Below are 17105 nucleotides of genomic sequence, written 5' to 3'. Positions count from 1 at the left end.
CCATTAGCGGTGATATGCGCCGATCCGATACGAACAATTTGATGGAAACATCTTAACGTTGCCTTAGTCGAGTTTCGAAAGGAGGCAAAGCGGGGTCGCGGAAGCGCCATTTGAAAAAAGCAGAGTTTGCATTGAAATTCGAAGACGCAAATAGAGATTCAGATGCAACCCGGCGAGCCAATTGGATAGAAGGCGAAAAGGCGTTTTAAGAGCCCTGCAAGCAATTCGCGCAATGGTCATCTCAAATCTTAAAACGAGGGTGTCTTGCCTATTGATAAGAGGCCGGAGCGACGGCAATTCGGGAGACGGTCGGTATTCAAATCGGCAGTCATTGTCACGAGTGATGGCCGGCGTTTGCCGGGCGCAGTTGTAGATTTTTCCGATGCTGGCGCGCGAATCAAGCTCACGGAAACGGCCGCTGTTGGGCCGGATTTGGAACTCGAAATCCCGGGCGACGATTTCGTCGTGAAATGCCGTTTGGCGCATTCGGAAGGCGTTTATATTGGCGTCAAATACATAAAGCCGCCGCGTCGAATTTCCTGGGCGACGCGCTAGTCAGAAAAATAAAGTTAGAAAGAATGGATCGCCCGAGCCTTGAAAAGACTCGCATAATCGCAAGGCGATCGCGGTATCAAGAAAATAAATACATCATTTTCGCGGCGTAAACCAATTCGATAACATTGCGAATTATTTTTGCCGAACGGTTGCTTGATAGTTGAAATCATAGGCATGACGCCGCGCAACCGTGTCGGCTACAACCCGACATGTTCCGAGCTCAAAGAAGCAGGAACAAGACGATGGCGCCTATCACACGATCATCGGCCGCCGTGCCGATGCGCGCGAATTCAATCGATCGATATGATCTTCGATCCTGCGTAACTCGCGGCTGCAGCTTCCGCTATTCGCTGCGCCAGTGCGCTCCATCGCAAAGCGAACGTCCATTCCAGCAGCGCTGACGAACCAACGCGCCTCGACTGTGAGGCCGTTTCCGAATGCGCATCGGCTATCGATTCTAGCAAGCCGCCTCCCCACCGCCACATCAAACCAGGTCAAAAAAAATGGTCATCGGGCATATCAATAGCAAATGGTCAATGCCGCGTCGGCTTGCGCTTATATCGGCTGTATTTCTGATTCCGTCGCTCGGTCAGATGTACATGTATGCGGACCAGAAGCGCACACAGATCAATGAACTTCAGAAGGAGGTCGAGGGCGCTAAGCTCGCTCGAGCCGTCTGGGACGAGATGAGCGGCGACCAGACTGGCGCCTCTGGAATGAGCAGCCGGTTGGCGACACTTGCACGAACGACCGGCCGTGATCTCGGAGTCGAGTCGGCCGTCGATATATTTGCCAATGCCAAAACCGCGAACGAGAAAAGCAAGGCCGGATCGGAATTGCTGAACACCATCGCCGACGCATCGGCAATGTCCGCAGATTTGTCGGCGGATACGCACAACGCTCAGAAGATTTTCACTGAAAGCCTACCGGCGATCGCGCAAAACTTGGTCAGTCTTCGCAGCACGCTGACTGCACCGGAAGCCAGCGAAGCTGCGCTTGCGATCGACTATGCCGCGCTAAATGGAGCAGTGGAACATCTGCGCAAGCCGCTTGCCGATATCAAGACAATGGATGCCGCCAATGGCGAGGAGCGCGCCCTGGCAGATGCAGGCATTCAACTTATCGCTCACATCGAACAAATCGCGTCTGCGATCAAGACCGCCAACTATCAGCGTCCAGCTCTCGGTGCCGATGTGATCGCCACTGTGAGCGCGGCACATAAGGCAACAGCCGTCATGGCGGCTAATGCGGGCGAGCTGTTCATTCAGCTGGCGGAGGATCGCAATAACGAGGCGCAAACCGGGCTGTATCGCACCCTCGCTTTGCTTCTCGCGGCGACCATTTTAGCGGTCGGCGTTGTGACGGCCCTCGCGAGAGGCATGTCAAAGCGGCTCACGAGCCTCGTCAGCGCTATGGATCAGATCAGCAAGAAGGATCTCAGCGTCGAGATCCCGTGCCTGACGGATCGCAATGAGAACGGCCAGATCGCCCAGGCGCTCGCGCGCTTCAAGGAAGCCGCGGTCGAGCAGAAAACAATGACGGATGCGGCTGTCGAGGCGGCAAAACAGCAGCAGGAGCAAGGCGATCATTATGCCCGCGAGCATGAACGCTTCATGGATGCGTTCACGATGGCGGCAGATCGCATCTCTCGCGGCGATTTCGATCATCATATTACGGAAAAGGTCATCTCCGAATATGAGCCGATCATCAGTCAGATGAACCTGATGATGAGCCAGCTGGAGCAGGCGCAGGTTCAGAAACGCGAAGCCGAAACGCAGATCAACGTTGTCGTCGAGTCTTTAGGCGCCGCCCTTTCGGAACTCGCTGCCGGCGATCTCGAAACGGGTCTCTATATCGACGTTGCGCCGGAGTTCGCAAAGCTGAAGGCGGACTTCAACTCCGCAGCGACGACGCTGAAAAGTACGATTTCTCTGGTCAAAAAAGGCGCGGCCAGCATCAAGCTTGGAACGGGTGAAATCTCGCAGGCGTCGGACGATCTTTCGCGCCGGACCGAGAACCAGGCGGCCAGCCTCGAAGAGACGGCAGCAGCGGTCAAGGAAATCACCGACACGGTCAACAAGACGGCGCGTGGTGCAACGCATGCTCGTGAAACGGTCTCCGTCGCCAAAACGGATGCCGAGAAGAGTGGCGAAGTGGTGCGTCGGGCGATCGAAGCGATGAACGGCATCGAAAGCTCATCGAAGCAAATCAGCCAGATCATCGGCGTGATCGACGAGATTGCATTCCAGACAAACCTTCTCGCCTTGAATGCCGGCGTCGAAGCCGCGCGTGCCGGCGACGCGGGTCGTGGGTTCGCGGTCGTCGCGTCGGAAGTCCGAGCATTGGCGCAACGCTCTGCCGAAGCCGCGAAAGAGATCAAAGGATTGATCTCGGCTTCCACGGGACAGGTCTCGCAGGGCGTGCAGCTTGTCGGTGAGACCGGCCTCGCTCTCACACGGATTGTCACGCAGGTCGCGGAAATCAATTCGATCGTCAGCGAAATCGCGGCAAGCGCAAACGAGCAGGCGCACGGGCTGGAGCAGGTGAATACTGCCGTCAACGAAATGGATCAGGTGACGCAGCAGAACGCGGCGATGGTCGAAGAAGCGACAGCGGCGACGCAAACGTTGGCGCAGCAGACCGAAGAACTCGCAACGCTCGTGAGCCGTTTCAAGACCGGCGATGAGACCGTCGTTAACATTGCGCCACGACGCGAAGCGGCAAAGCCGGCAGTGCGTGTCAGCAACTCGGCCGGCCGGGCGAAAGTAGCCGCAAACGGCGGCGGCCGTTCGCACGCCGCTGCAGGCGCTGATGCCGGATGGGAGGAATTCTAATGCCTCGCGCAAAAACGAAATCAGCTGTCCCGAACGGTGGACGCAAGAAAGCGGCTGCCGCCAAGGGATCAAAGGCGAAAGCCGGTTCGGACACCATAGCGGTCACGATGGATACCTTCGAACTTGCTGCGGACGAAGCATCAATATCGACGGCGCCACCGATTGCGCAGGATCAGCCGTCGCAGCCGTTGATGCTACCGGATTGTCTCGACTCGGCGGCCGCGATCACGATCAAGGAGATGCTGCTGTCGCAGCGTGGCAACGCCATCGCCGTCGATGCAAGCCAGGTTCGACGCGTGGGCGTGCAGTCGTTGCAGGTGCTCGTCGCCGCCGCACGATCATGGCAGCGCGACGGCCTCAGCTACCGCCTGGAAAACCCAAGCTCCGAATTTCTCGAGACGATCGCGCTCGTTGGACTGCCGCATCAAGAGCTGCTGCTTGAAGGACATCAGTAATGCAAACGATTCTCACGGTCGACGACTCGCGCACGATGCGCGACATGCTGCGAATGGCGCTTGTTGAAGCCGGTTTTAATGTCGTGCAGGCGGTCGACGGCGTCGACGGTCTCGACGTTCTCCAGCAGTCGACGCCCGACGTCATCGTCACTGATATCAACATGCCGAAGATGGACGGCTTCGGTCTCATCGAAGCGGTGCGTAAGGACAATCGGTACCGGAAGGTTCCGATCCTCGTTCTGACGACGGAAAGCGACGCGGCGAAAAAGCAGCGCGCCAAAGAAGCCGGCGCAACGGGATGGATCGTCAAGCCATTCGAACCGACGAAACTCATCGCCGCCATCCGGCGCGTTGCGGCTTAACACGGCAATCAGGGGGTGACGGTCGTGGATTCAATGGCGGCAATTCGGCAGACCTTTTTTCAGGAGTGCGAAGAACAGCTCTCCGAAATGGAAATGGGCTTGCTGGCGATGGACGAAGGCAGCACCGATTCCGAAACGGTGAATGCGGTGTTTCGCGCGGTGCACTCGATCAAGGGCGGGGCGGGTGCGTTCAAACTGACCCAACTCGTGCAGTTTGCGCATACGTTCGAGACGGCACTCGATTTCGTTCGAAGCGGAAAACTCAACCCGACGTCGGAAATGATGAAAATCATGCTCCGCGCCGCTGACGTTCTTGCCGACCTTGTCGAGGCGTCGCGTGAGGGTAGAGAAATCAATGAAGCGAGCTATGAAACCGTCGCGTCAGACATCAAAAGCCTGACGCTGATCGACGGCAAAGAAGAGGTCGAAGAAGCGATCGACTTCCAGCCGACCGTAATCGATTTTGGATTCTCTGGCATCTCTGTAGAAGCCGCGCCGGAGGAAGAGGTATCGTCCTCGCGCGAATATCGCATCGGCTTCACGCCGCAGCCGGAACTCTACGCCAACGCCAACGAAACGGCCCTCGTCCTCCGCGAGCTGAATCGCCTCGGGACAATGGAGGCAACGTGCGATGCTTCGGCATTGCCCGACCTCGAGAGCATTGATCCGAACGGCGCATATTTTTCCTGGTCGATCCGCCTGACGTCGGACCACGAGATTGCGGACGTTCGCGAAGTTTTCGAGTTCGTCGAGGGCGAAGCCGAGCTTTCGATCGAAAGCGACGGTCAGCCGGAAGTTTCTGATGTCGATATCGCCGCCCTCCTCGCGAAAGCGCTTGGAACCCCGGCGGCCTCGGAGCCGGACGCCGCGCCGGAAAGTGCGATAACAGCGCAGGAAATCGAAATTTCTCCGGCAGTGGCCGAAATAATCCCTGCTCCGGCTGTGGCGGCAGAGGCAGCGAAGCCGGACGCCAAAGCGGCAGCGGTCCCCACGCAGACGACGATCCGGGTTGAGTTCGACCGCGTTGATCGCCTGATCAATCTCGTCGGCGAACTCGTCATCAACCAGGCCATGCTTTCGCAGCGAGTCATTGAGGCGAATTTTGCAGGCTCGTCGTCCGTCATCATTGGGCTCGAAGAACTTGAGCAGCTGACGCGCGAGATTCAGGAAAGCGTGATGGCGATCCGCGCGCAGCCGGTCAAACCGCTGTTCCAGCGCATGTCGCGCATCGTTCGCGAAGTCGCCGACGCAACGAGCAAGGAAGTCCGGCTCAAGACCGACGGCGAAGCGACCGAAATCGACAAGACCGTTGTCGAGCGTCTCGCTGAGCCGTTGACGCATATGATCCGCAATGCGGTTGATCATGGCATCGAATCGCCAGAGCAGCGTCTCGCCGCTGGAAAGCCTGCGGAAGGTTTGGTGCGTCTGACAGCCGCCCATCGCTCGGGTCGTATCGTCATCGAGATTGCTGACGACGGCGCCGGCATCGATCGACCCAAGGTGCGAGCTTCGGCAATCAAGAAGGGGCTTATCCCAGCTGATGCGCAGCTGACGGATAGCGAAATCGACAATCTTCTGTTTCTGCCAGGCTTCTCGACCGCTTCGACGATCTCGAATATTTCCGGCCGCGGCGTCGGCATGGACGTCGTGAAGCGATCTATCCAGGCGCTCGGCGGTCGCATTTCGATTTCGTCGCGTCCCGGCCTGGGTTCGACGTTCTCGATGAGCCTGCCGCTGACGCTTGCGGTGCTCGACGGCATGGCGGTTTCCGTCGCCGGACAGACGCTCGTCGTACCGCTGACCGCGATTGTCGAAACGCTCAAGCCGAAGAAGACGGACATTCACGCGCTCGGCGCCGAAGGCCGCGTCATGTCGATCCGCAATACATTCGTGCCGCTGATCGACGTCGGTACACAGCTCGGATTTCGTGAGGCCGCCGCGCAGCCTGAAAACAGCGTCGCGATCCTCGTTGAAACGGGTGGCGGCGCGCGGAATGCGCTGCTCGTCGATTCGATTCAGGATCAGCGGCAGGTCGTCATCAAAAGTCTTGAAGCAAATTACGGCACAGTCGAAGGCATCGCAGCGGCGACAATTCTCGGCGATGGGCGTGTTGCGCTCATTCTCGATGTCGACGCCTTGGTGACGGGCTCATTTGAGGAATCAGTGTCCGGCGAGCTTCGCTACGGAACGGGAGGTTAAGGATCGTGCAAGAGAACGAACCAGCAGCCAAAGCTGCAAACAGTGAATTCGTCGCGTTTCGCGTCGGCGCTCAGGAATTCTGCATCGACATTATGTGCGTGCGCGAAATTCGCGGTTGGACGATGGCAACCCCGTTGCCGCACGCACCTGACTACGTCCGCGGCGTGATCAATCTGCGCGGCGCTGTGCTTCCGATCGTCGATCTCGCGATGCGTTTTGGGCTGGGCCTGACGGAATCGACGCCGCGCAGCGTCATCATTGTCGTCCATATTCATCAGCAGATCGTCGGACTGCTCGTTGACGCTGTGTCCGACATTCTGACCTCCTCGGCGGACTCGATGCAGCCGACCCCGGATATCGCGTCCGAAATGGCGAAAACGTTCGTCAAGGGCGTGTACGCGGTAGACGGGCGCATGATCAGCATCGTCGCTCTCGACAATGTATTGCCGATTGCAGCAAAGGCCGCGGCATGACACTGGCAGTTCAGCGCGCGCCGGCGAGAGCCGCGGACGCGCCACTTGTTACGGGCGAGTTTGCGTTTGCTGCAGCTGACTTCCGCGCGATTGCGGAAATCGCCAAGGCCGAGGCCGGCATCGATCTCCCGGAGTCCAAAGCGACGCTCGTTTACTCGCGTCTGGCCAAGCGATTGCGCAGCCTCGGGCTTCCAAACTTCACGGAGTACCTCGATAGGGTCCACGGTGACGAGCAGGAGCGCGGCAACATGATCGCCGCGCTGACAACGAACGTGACGCGCTTTTTCCGTGAACCGCATCATTTCGAGTATCTCAAGAAAAACATTCTCGAGCCGCGCGCCGCCCACATTCGCAAAGGCGGACGCTTGCGACTTTGGTCGTCCGCTTGCTCGACCGGGCAAGAGCCGTACTCGATGGCGCTCACGGTTCTCTCCGTCTTTCCTGACGCGCGGCAACTCGATATCCGGATTCTTGCAACCGATCTCAATCCAAACGTCGTCGCGCATGGCAAGCGCGGTCTCTATCGCAACGAGGAGGTCGCCGAAGTCCCCCAGGCCCTGCGCACGAAATGGCTCGAGCCGGTGGCAGGCGACGCCGACAGCATGCGCGTCGGAGAAGCGGCGCGTGCACTGGTTGCGTTTCGCGAACTCAATCTGATGGGCAACTGGCCGTTCAAAGGGCCGTTCGATGCGATATTTTGTAGAAACGTCGCGATCTACTTCGATCACGAGACGCAGGGAAAAATCTGGAAGCGCCTCGCGGGCCTGCTCGCAGACGGCGGCGACCTCTACATCGGACACTCCGAACGGGTGTCCGGATCTGCAATGAACATCCTGACCGCAAACGGCGTTACGAGTTATCGCAAGAAAAGCGACGCACAGAGATGAAAAGAATAAGAGTTCTCGTAGTTGATGATTCCTCGACGATGCGCGGCTTGATCGCGACGGCACTGTCGTCGGATGCCGAAATCGAAGTCGTCGGACAGGCGGAAGATCCGCTGCAGGCCCGGCAAGCGATCAAGGCGCTGAATCCGGATGTCGTGACGCTCGACGTCGAGATGCCGAATATGAGCGGCCTCGAATTTCTCGAAAAGATCATGCGGCTGCGGCCGATGCCGGTCATCATGGTGTCCACGCTGACGAGCCGTGGTGCCGAGGAAACGGTGCGCGCGCTCGAGATCGGCGCCGTCGACTGCATTGAAAAGCCAAGACCGGGCAACGAACATAATTTTGAGGAGCTGCCGTTCAAGGTCAAGATCGCAGCGATGGCGCGCGTTCGCCCGCTGACGACCGAAAGCGAGCGGCAGAAAAATGCAATCGAAGCCAGATCCGCGCACGGGCAGTACGCTTCCGATGGGCGCGTGCTCGCGATTGGCGCCTCCACGGGCGGCGTCGAAGCGCTGATCGAACTTCTGTCGCATTTTCCTGAAAACTGCCCGCCGACCGTCATCGCGCAGCACATGCCGCCATCGTTTACGAAAAGCTTCGCAAACCGCCTCAATCGTCTGTGCCCGGCGCAGGTGCAGGAAGCGACGCATGGAGCAAAGCTCGCGCCTGGTCAGGTATTCCTGGCGCCGGGCGGATCGCTTCATCTCGAAATTGCCGGCAAGGGTGATTTGCGCTGCGTTATGAAAGCAGGTGACCGAGTCAATGGTCACTGCCCTTCGGTCGACGTTCTGTTTGAATCTGTGGCGCGCTCGTGCGGATCGCGCTCAGTTGGCGTCATACTGACGGGTATGGGCCGCGACGGCGCTTCCGGACTGTTGTCCATGCGCAAAGCAGGCGCCAGAACATTCGGACAGAATGAATCCAGCTGCATCGTGTACGGAATGCCGAAGGCCGCATTCGACATCGGCGCAGTTGAAAAGCAGTTGCCACTCGACCGCCTCGCAGCGGCAATAGTGTCAGAAACGTCAACAATCAAAAAACACTAGGAGGCCAATATGCCCTCAATGCAACAACTCTCGATCATGGTCGTTGACGATACGTCCGTCAGCCGCGCGCTGTTGACCGACGGCCTCGATCAAATCGGTCTTAAGTCGTTCAAGGTCGCCAAGGACGGCGAGGAAGCGCTTAAGATGATGATGACGACGCCATGCCACCTCGTCATATCCGATTTCAACATGCCGAAAATCGATGGCATTCAGTTGCTGCGCGCCTTGCGTCAGCATGGTCCGACGAGCAAGGTTGGTTTCATCCTTGTGACGGGTAAGGGCGATAAAGCGCTGATCGACGAAGGCAAAAAGTGGGGCCTGAATAATTTCCTCGCCAAGCCCTTCACCGTCCCCGCATTGAAAACGTGCATCGAGGCTGTTGTCGGAAAGCTGACATGACGGCAGGGTTGAGGCGAGACAGTCGGGTTCACATCATTCAGGGCGAATACTTCGTCACCGGTGACAGCGAACTCATGGTGACGACGATCCTCGGCTCGTGCGTCGCGGCCTGCATTCGCGATCCGCTGGCGGGCGTTGGTGGCGTCAACCATTTCCTTTTGCCGGGAACGAGCACGCGGACGAAGGCGGGCGAGGCGGAACGTCTCGGCGTTCATCTGATGGAGCTGCTTGTGAACGGTTTGCTCAAAGCCGGCGCCCGTCGCGAGCGGCTGGAGGCGAAGCTGTTCGGCGGCGCGCGAACGGTGCGAAGCCACAACGATATCGGCAAGCACAATGCCGAATTCGCCGAGCGCTTTCTGCGCGACGAAGGCATCGCCTACGTCGGCGGTAGCACCGGCGGGCTGCAAGGGCGACGAATACAGTATTGGCCGGTTTCCGGACGCGCGCGGCAGAGTCTGCTCAGCGGCACCGTGGAGATCGAACGTCCGCCTGTTACGGCGCCTCGCGTCGTGGCGAGCAACGCAGGCGAACTCGAACTGTTTTGAATCTTCTGACGGGGCGGACCAAAAATGAGCGGCGACAAAAACAATACAAATGGTGCAGCAGGCGCGCTTGTGCCCGTTCCCGAAGTCCTGATGACGGTGAGCGACGAAATCCGCATGCTGCCGGACGGCGTCAACGATCTGCAGGAATTGATCGGCAACCTCGTCGTTGCCGGAGCTTTCGGCGGATCGCATTCACTCTACGAGTTGCAGTCTCTGGACCGCATTTCGCAAAGCCTCGAGGCGATCTCGGATTATCTCGGCGGCGCTTCAAAAATATCGTCGCCGGATTGGAAGATCGATGTCGCCGAAGCCTCGCGCTGCGTGAAAATCGCCGAAATGAGCGATCGTTTGAACGGTATCACGCGGGACGACGCATCACATAACGGTGCCGGCGATTTCGACGACTTCGAGCTGACCGCCTGAAGCGATCGCGCTAAGATCACGCTCCGACGAATTCGCGCGCCGCTTCAATCGAGATGAATCGGCGACGTCCGATCAAAGTGTCGATCTCGATCGTTCCGTCATCAAATTCCATATATTCGCGACCCGCCAGCTTGCCCCCGATGAAGGGTGTCTTGGGCGCGGGCGGCGGCAGAGGAGCCGGCTGTTCCGGTGCGGGTTGATTCCGCGCCAGCAACGGTTGTTGACGTGCGCCGCCCGGGAAAGCGATGCGAACCGAAAGCCCCTTGCCTTCGATCATCGGCAGAACCTTCATTGCGATGGCCCCGATGAGAATGCTCTGCGCCAGCGTCAGCGCCATGAGGCGATGAATCCAAACCGCGGGGGCATCCGAAAGCAGCGCTGAATAGCCCGCCACAAAAATTGCGGCCGACACGATGACAAGTCCGGCAAGAACGGCAACCGTGGTGACGCGAGCGGCGAGCTTGGTTCGCGGAGCGCCGAGGTCGGCAAGCGCTTCGTCGACGTTACGAAGCTTCAGCGCGTTGGCAAGCTCGGATTGACGCAGAATATCCTCGAAGGCGTAGCGATTATGGAGCGCGTTCATGGTTTTTCATCATGTCCTGCTTGGAGAGGTAGGTCCAGCTATCGATCATCACGTCCTTGACGACGTTGCGGCCAAGGCGCTCGTTCGTGCCCGAGGCGATGTTTTCCGATAGCTCTTTGATGGCATTCTTGCGGCCGACCTTGAGATCCTTCGGCGCAGTTTCGTAGATCAGCCGAAAGGCTTCATCGGCGACGAAAGCTTCGGGCTGAACCGAGCTTTCTTTGAGCAGGTCGGAGTCCGCGGTAAACTGAAGGCGTGTCACGACGTAGCCGAGAACTTGCCCGTCTGAAAGAATGGGGACGCTGACCATCGGCGTCTTCAGAATCTGCAGTTTATGATTTTCGGATTTATTCGGCTCCGCGCTCATCGATGATTTCCACGTGACCGCGCCATAGACGCCGCCGACCGTCGAAAGACACGCAACGAAAGCGAGCAGGATCATCCGTATCACGGTGCGTTCCTGTAAGGTCCGATATTGCGCGTATACGTGCCGTCCGATTCAGCATTCTGGATCGCGTCCGACAGCATCGCTGCGATTTCTTTGACGGCATCGAGATGCAGGCGGATCTTGCGCAGGTTGACCGAGAGCTTTTCGCGGAATGTCGCAAGGCGAAGCTGCAGGTCTGCATTGACGTCGGATTTCTGCAAACGCCGAAGGGCCTGATTGAGGTCGAGAAGCCCCTGGCTTTTGCGATCGTTCGATGTCTTGAAATCGAACTTCAATGACTTGTCCAAGGCGTGCGTTTCTTCGTCGAGATAGCCCTCGATGCGTGCGATCACGGCAAAGACCATGGCACGCGCGGCATCCGAGTCCTGCATGCCCGCGCGCTGCATCGCGGGTCGGCGTGCGCTCGCGGCGGCCAGACCGGCCAATGGCGCGGTGGACCTGGCGCTCGGAAGAGACGTTTTGACTTTTTCGCCGAATGCGCCGGTGCTCATTCTACTTGTCCTTAAGTCGTCCGGTTTCAGATTTGAGGATCATGTTCGCAATCCCGAGCGTGCCCGTCTTGGACAGACTTGTCGCGAGCGTGTCCGTCATCATCGAGCGCCACATCGTGCCCGACGTTCCTTCGCCGAACAGCGCTTCGGAATCCTTCGGCATCGACGCGTCGATCATCTGGCGCAAATAGACAGCCTCGAATTGCTGCGCGACCTCTTTGGCTTTTTTCATCGCCGCAGGGTCGGCCTGCGGCGTAGCTGCATCCGTGCTGGCAGCAGCCGTCTTCGCCGGCCGGACTGTTTGCCCGGCTGTCCAGGTCGCGACGTCAGCGGCCGAGGTGCGAAGGATGGCGGACATCAAGAAATATCACTTCGAACATGGAAGATTGCCTCAGCTTGGACGCGGAGACTTACCCCGGCCTTGCGCGCCGACGGCTTCCTGAAATTCGAGCAGAGCCTCGAGCTCGGCCTGTTCGCGCTTGCGCGCTTCTTCGCCTTTTGCCTCGGCGAGAAGGCGGTCGGCGCTCCGTCCGCGGGCGGCTGCCTCGGCGTATCGTTTCAGCGCGATCTCGTGTTCGCGCGACAACTGTTGGATTCGCCGTTCGAGACGACCGACGCGGCTCGAAAGCAGCGCGGTGAAGAGACCGTTGACGGGCGAGGGACTTTCTAGGCTGCGAAATATGTCGTCCTGAGCTGCCCGCAGCGAAGCAATCTCTTGCGTCAAATCGCTGACGCGCACGCGCTCCACCGTCTCAAGGTCGTGGAACACATCCGCGATGCGGCCAAGCTTCTTGGTCTGGCTAGCCATTTTGACCCAGCGTTGCGATCGCCTGCATCACGAGCGAAGAAAAGATGCTGATTATTCCGCTGTCGATCTGCAGCAGGATGATGAGCCCGCCGAGAACGACGAACGGCGTCGAGACGAAGTATGACGGAATCTGCGGGATCATTTTGTTGAGGAACCCGAACGCGAGGTTCACCATCACGGAATAAACGACGAGCGCCGCGCTGAGCTGCAGTGTCAGCTTGAACGCCGAGCCGAACGTCGAGACGATCATCGAAAGATTGGGAGGCGCTGCGAATTCGGAGCCAACTTTAAGCGCCGCATACGAATTATGAAGCATTCGGATGATGGCGATATGCAGGTCGGCCACGAAAAACATCACGACGGCGGGCAGTGTTACGAAGACGGAGTACGGCGTCGATGGATCGTTGCCTTCGATCGCGTGCGAGAATGCCGACCCGTAGCCGGCGAGGTTGGCCATCGCAATGGCCGCGAATTCGAGCGCGAGAAAGAAGATGCGTACGATGAAACCGAGGAATAAGCCTGCCAGACTTTCAGTGACGATGATCGAAACCAGTCCCTCGGCAGGGCCTGCCGCCACCGGCCGCACGTCGTCGTAAACGATCGGCATGATCGCAAGCGAAATGGCGATCGCGACGAAAAGTCGGAGCTGCACCGGGATGCGATCGCTCGAAAACCCAGGCAACACCATGAAGCACGCGCCGACACGGCAGAAAACGATAAGCGGAACCAGAAGCGTCTGCTGCGTCAGCTCGCTCATGAAACCGAGCCGAGCGACTGAATCTGTACGCCGCGGCTGATCTCGAGATGCGAGAGCACCGGCAGCGTCCCGTAAAGACGCTCTGTGACGGTGTGAACGTAGGGCCGCGTCTCGGCAGCCGTGACCAGAACGAACTGATGACCGGCATCCATGAGCGGCTGCACGACGCGCGCGAGATCGCCGCCGAATTGCTCGATGAGACGCGGGTCGATATCGAATTCGATGATCTCGCCCTTGGCGTCGCGGCGCAACGCCTGATGGAACGCGACTTCCCATTTGTTGCCGAGACGAACGATCTTCAGATAGTTGTTGTCGCTGAGATCGCCGCAAATTTGCGACGCAAGCCGCATGCGCACATGCTCTGTGATCTGCTCGGCCTTGCGCGAGAATGGTGCGATTTCAGCAACCGCTTCCAGGATGAGATGCAGGTTGCGAATGGAAATCCGTTCCGCAAGCAGCATCTTCAGAACGCCTTGCAGACCCGAATAGGAAATCTGCGACGGACAGATTTCTTCGAGCAGCTTGCGATATTCGGGATCGAGCCGATCGAGAAGCGAACGCAGGTCGCGATAAGACAGAAGCTGCGCGAGGCTGTTGCGGATGACTTCCGCCACGTGCGTGAGAAGCACGGAGGAATTTTCGACCGGCACGAACCCGTCGCGCTTCAATGCATTTGTAAAGATATCGGGCACCCAGATCGCCTTCATGCCGAACGCCGGTTCGCGCGTCTCATCGCCTGGCGTGTCAGGTTTCGGGCCGTCGCCGACAACGACGAGCACGTCGCCGAGCCGAAGCTCTGCGTTGGCGACGACCGTGCCGTGCACCTTGATCTGATAGCTCTTCGACGGCACCGAAAGATCTTCGGCAAGTTTGATTTCCGGAACGACGAAGCCGTACTGCTTCGCGAACTTGCGGCGCATCTTCGCGACGCGCTGCGGAAGATCGCTGCTCGGACGCATCAGAACGGTCGAGATCTGCTTGCCGAAGCAGATCTCGATTTCCGTCGTCTTGAGCTGATCGCGAATGGATTGCCGCGATTGTTCTTCCGGCGACAGCGCCTGATCGGATGTCTTGGCCGATTCGGCCGCGCGGGCTCCGGCTTCCTTCTGCCGGGTCAGGCCGATGCTTATGAAGGCCAGGACACCGCCGATGGCGGCAAACGGCAGCAGCGGGAGTCCGGGCGCCGTGGCGAGAACGGCCATCACGCCACCCGCGAGCATCAACGCACGCGGATAGTTGCCGAACTGGCTGACGATTACGCCTTCGGTCGAGCCCTGCGTGCCGCCCTTGGAAACGAGCAGACCGGCCGCAAGCGACACGATCAACGCCGGCATCTGCGTGACGAGACCGTCACCGACCGACAGCTTGACGAACGTATCGAGCGCGCGCTCGAACGGCAGATCGTGGCGCGTCACGCCGATGATCACGCCGCCGAAGATGTTGACGGCCGTGATGATCAGGCCAGCGATGGCATCGCCGCGAACGAACTTCGAGGCACCGTCCATAGCGCCGAAGAATTGGCTTTCTTCTTCGAGTTCGCGGCGGCGGCGGATCGCTTCCTTTTCATCGATAGCGCCGGACGAAAGATCGGCGTCGACCGCCATCTGCTTGCCGGGCAGCGAGTCGAGCGTGAACCGCGCGCCGACTTCAGCGATACGCGTCGCGCCCTTGGTGATGACGACGAAGTTGACGGTGACGAGAATGATGAAGACGATGATGCCGATGACGAAATCGCCGCCCATCACGAACTGGGCGAAGCCCGCGATGACATGGCCTGCCGCCGCCGGGCCTTCCGCGCCTTGCGAAAGAATGAGGCGCGTCGTCGCCACGTTGAGCGCGAGTCGTAATAGCGTTGCGATCAGCAGAATGGTCGGGAACGCGGAGAATTCCAGCGGGCGTCGTATCCACAACGCGACCATCAGAATGAGGATCGACAGCGCGATCGACAGCGCCAGCCCCATGTCGATCATGAATGAGGGCAGCGGCAGGAACAGGATTGTCAGAATGGCGACGACGCCGACCGCCAGACCAGCGTCGCGCTGGCCCAATACGACTCCGATGCCGCTGTCTGCGGTCTTTGTTGCTGCCATAAAGCGAGGGTCCCCGATGCGCTGCGCGGCAAGCTTGCAATCTGAAGCTTGCGCGAGGTCGTCGCCGGAACGGGAAACTCCGCCTTAAATCGGATTGCTGCTGCCGATTCGCCTCACCAATCAGGGCGATAACAATAACGAGCATCAGCAACTTGTCCTATTGGCGAGATGCGATGCCTCGCCAACAGGGAACGCCGAATCGAATGACGATCAGCCGGACTTTTGGCTGGCCGTGTGCCTGCCGCGGCCGATGCCGGTGTACGCGATGCCAAGCTCCCGGACCGCCGCAGGGTCGAGGACGTTGCGCAAATCGACGATGGTGCTGCCGCTCATGCGCGACTTGATCGCTTCGAGATTGAGCGCGCGGTATTCGTTCCACTCGGTGACGATTACCAGCACATCGGCTCCGGTGGCGGCTTCATCGGCGCTTTCGCACCATGTCACGCCGGGAAGCATCGGCTCGGCTTGCTTGCGGCCTTGCGGGTCGCAGGCCCGGACCGTTGCGCCACGCTCCTGCAGCATTGGAACGATCAGCAAGCTCGGTGCATCGCGCATATCGTCGGTGTTCGGCTTGAACGTCACGCCGAGGATCGCAACGGTTTTGCCGCGCACCGAACCGCCCGCGGCGGCCTCGATGCGCACCGCCATGGCGAGTTTGCGCTCGTGGTTGACCCGTTCGACCTGCTCGATGATCGAGACCGGAGCACGCGCTTCGCGCGCCGTTCTGACCAGCGCCGAGACGTCTTTCGGGAAGCACGACCCGCCATAACCCGGGCCCGGATGCAGAAACTTGTCGCCAATTCGCCGATCGCGGCCGATGGCTGATGCAACTTCCTGCACATCGGCGCCGACGGCTTCGCAAACATCCGCGATTTCATTGATGAAGCTGATCTTGAGCGCAAGAAACGCATTCGCGGCATACTTCGCGAGCTCGGCCGATTCCCGTTCGACGAACATGACGGGAGAGCCGCGCAGCGCAAGCGGCTTATAAAGGCGTTCCATGACGTCGCGTGCGCGCGGGTCGTCGGTTCCGACGAGCACGCGGTCGGGATGCGTGAAGTCCTGGATCGCCGAACCTTCGCGCAGGAATTCCGGATTCGAGCACACCGCGACATCCGCATCCGGACGTTTCGCCTTGAGCCGCCGTTCGATTTCGCGGCTTGTGCCGACCGGAACCGTCGACTTGGTCGTTATGACGGTGAAGCCGTCGAGATATTGCGCCGTCTCCTCGACCGCCGAGAAGACGTAGGAAAGATCCGCATAGCCGTCGCCGCGCCGCATCGGCGTTCCGACCGCGAGAAAAACAACGTCGGCATTTGCGACGGATGTTTTGAGATCGTCCGTGAACACCAAGCGTCCGGCTTTGACGTTGCGCTCCATGAGCGCTTCCAGGCCCGGCTCGTAGATCGGCGATTGCCCGGCTTTGAGTGCGGCCAATCGGCTGGGGTCATTATCGACGCAGTTTACGGTCCACCCGAAATCGGAAAAGCAGGCCGCCGAAACGAGCCCGACGTAACCCGCTCCGATCATGCAAATCTTCATAAAGGCTCCCAAGGGTGCGATAAATCTGTGCTGAAACAATGGCTTGGCGACTGGCGGATGCCTTGCTGCGCTGCCGTTTGCTTCGAGTGCGCGATTTGTTTCAGAACCGCCCCGAAAAGCAATCCACTTCTTCTTCTTTTACTTTACGAGGCCACTCGGCTTTCCTGCATCTGCCGGCGCGCCATTGCGTCGGCCGCGGTGATTTCGG

The 17105-nt window shown here is 59.3% G+C and carries 19 protein-coding genes; 11 read left to right on the top strand and 8 right to left on the bottom strand.

Annotated features, from left to right (window positions below; genetic code table 11):
• Positions 1–264 precede the first annotated feature (264 nt).
• The 11 genes from HDEN_RS15190 to HDEN_RS15140 all read left to right on the top strand — a co-directional run bounded on the left by HDEN_RS15190 (position 265) and on the right by HDEN_RS15140 (position 10178).
• Positions 265–555 carry a PilZ domain-containing protein gene (locus HDEN_RS15190; protein WP_013217027.1) on the top strand — a complete coding sequence of 97 codons (291 nt, stop codon included), beginning with the start codon at positions 265–267 and terminating at the stop codon, positions 553–555.
• Between the two features lie 503 nt (positions 556–1058).
• A complete protein-coding gene (locus HDEN_RS15185) occupies positions 1059–3389 on the top strand; it encodes a methyl-accepting chemotaxis protein (RefSeq protein WP_013217026.1) in 2331 nt (776 codons plus the stop codon).
• The gene (locus tag HDEN_RS17830; protein ID WP_013217025.1) at positions 3389–3844 is read left to right on the top strand and encodes an STAS domain-containing protein; all 456 of its coding nucleotides are present in this window, start codon (positions 3389–3391) and stop codon (positions 3842–3844) included. The genes HDEN_RS15185 and HDEN_RS17830 overlap by 1 nt, the downstream gene beginning before the upstream one ends.
• Positions 3844–4206, top strand: a complete 363-nt coding sequence (locus tag HDEN_RS15175; RefSeq protein ID WP_013217024.1) for a response regulator — start codon at positions 3844–3846, stop codon at positions 4204–4206. The genes HDEN_RS17830 and HDEN_RS15175 overlap by 1 nt, the downstream gene beginning before the upstream one ends.
• A gap of 33 nt (positions 4207–4239) precedes the next feature.
• Positions 4240–6405: a chemotaxis protein CheA gene (locus HDEN_RS15170; RefSeq protein ID WP_041922094.1), complete on the top strand. Its 2166-nt coding sequence runs from the start codon at positions 4240–4242 to the stop codon at positions 6403–6405.
• Between the two features lie 5 nt (positions 6406–6410).
• Positions 6411–6878: a chemotaxis protein CheW gene (locus HDEN_RS15165; protein WP_013217022.1), complete on the top strand. Its 468-nt coding sequence runs from the start codon at positions 6411–6413 to the stop codon at positions 6876–6878.
• Positions 6875–7765 (top strand): CheR family methyltransferase, encoded by an 891-nt coding sequence (locus HDEN_RS15160; protein WP_013217021.1) that lies wholly within the window; start codon positions 6875–6877, stop codon positions 7763–7765. Before HDEN_RS15165 ends, HDEN_RS15160 begins: the two co-directional genes overlap by 4 nt.
• Complete coding sequence (locus tag HDEN_RS15155; RefSeq protein WP_013217020.1) at positions 7762–8811, top strand: protein-glutamate methylesterase/protein-glutamine glutaminase; 1050 nt, start codon at positions 7762–7764, stop codon at positions 8809–8811. Before HDEN_RS15160 ends, HDEN_RS15155 begins: the two co-directional genes overlap by 4 nt.
• Positions 8812–8820: 9 nt before the next feature.
• Positions 8821–9210 (top strand): response regulator, encoded by a 390-nt coding sequence (locus HDEN_RS15150; protein WP_013217019.1) that lies wholly within the window; start codon positions 8821–8823, stop codon positions 9208–9210.
• The gene (locus tag HDEN_RS15145; protein ID WP_013217018.1) at positions 9207–9755 is read left to right on the top strand and encodes a chemotaxis protein CheD; all 549 of its coding nucleotides are present in this window, start codon (positions 9207–9209) and stop codon (positions 9753–9755) included. Before HDEN_RS15150 ends, HDEN_RS15145 begins: the two co-directional genes overlap by 4 nt.
• Positions 9756–9779: 24 nt before the next feature.
• Positions 9780–10178, top strand: coding sequence for a hypothetical protein (locus HDEN_RS15140; RefSeq protein ID WP_013217017.1), 399 nt, complete (start codon positions 9780–9782; stop codon positions 10176–10178).
• 16 nt (positions 10179–10194) lie between these two features.
• Here HDEN_RS15140 and HDEN_RS15135 read toward each other — a convergent pair whose 3' ends face one another.
• The 8 genes from HDEN_RS15135 to HDEN_RS15100 all read right to left on the bottom strand — a co-directional run bounded on the left by HDEN_RS15135 (position 10195) and on the right by HDEN_RS15100 (position 16897).
• Positions 10195–10761 (bottom strand): hypothetical protein, encoded by a 567-nt coding sequence (locus HDEN_RS15135; RefSeq protein ID WP_013217016.1) that lies wholly within the window; start codon positions 10759–10761, stop codon positions 10195–10197.
• The gene (locus HDEN_RS15130) at positions 10745–11203 is read right to left on the bottom strand and encodes a hypothetical protein (protein ID WP_049775339.1); all 459 of its coding nucleotides are present in this window, start codon (positions 11201–11203) and stop codon (positions 10745–10747) included. Before HDEN_RS15130 ends, HDEN_RS15135 begins: the two co-directional genes overlap by 17 nt.
• Positions 11204–11208: 5 nt before the next feature.
• On the bottom strand, positions 11209–11700 hold the full coding sequence (locus HDEN_RS15125) for a hypothetical protein (protein WP_013217014.1): 492 nt from the start codon (positions 11698–11700) through the stop codon (positions 11209–11211).
• Position 11701: 1 nt separating this feature from the next.
• Positions 11702–12058, bottom strand: a complete 357-nt coding sequence (locus HDEN_RS15120; protein WP_013217013.1) for a rod-binding protein — start codon at positions 12056–12058, stop codon at positions 11702–11704.
• 33 nt (positions 12059–12091) lie between these two features.
• Positions 12092–12508: a hypothetical protein gene (locus HDEN_RS15115; RefSeq protein ID WP_013217012.1), complete on the bottom strand. Its 417-nt coding sequence runs from the start codon at positions 12506–12508 to the stop codon at positions 12092–12094.
• Positions 12501–13265 (bottom strand): flagellar biosynthetic protein FliR, encoded by a 765-nt coding sequence (locus HDEN_RS15110; protein ID WP_013217011.1) that lies wholly within the window; start codon positions 13263–13265, stop codon positions 12501–12503. Before HDEN_RS15110 ends, HDEN_RS15115 begins: the two co-directional genes overlap by 8 nt.
• Entirely contained in the window at positions 13262–15355 is a 2094-nt protein-coding gene (flhA, locus tag HDEN_RS15105; RefSeq protein WP_013217010.1) for a flagellar biosynthesis protein FlhA, read from the bottom strand. Before flhA ends, HDEN_RS15110 begins: the two co-directional genes overlap by 4 nt.
• Before the next feature lie 210 nt (positions 15356–15565).
• On the bottom strand, positions 15566–16897 hold the full coding sequence (locus HDEN_RS15100; protein ID WP_013217009.1) for a UDP-glucose dehydrogenase family protein: 1332 nt from the start codon (positions 16895–16897) through the stop codon (positions 15566–15568).
• Between the last annotated feature and the right edge of the window lie 208 nt (positions 16898–17105).

Origin of the sequence: Hyphomicrobium denitrificans ATCC 51888, from assembly GCF_000143145.1 — a bacterium.
Classification (GTDB): Bacteria; Pseudomonadota; Alphaproteobacteria; order Rhizobiales; family Hyphomicrobiaceae; genus Hyphomicrobium_B; species Hyphomicrobium_B denitrificans.
This window is presented reverse-complemented; position numbering and strand designations above follow the sequence as displayed.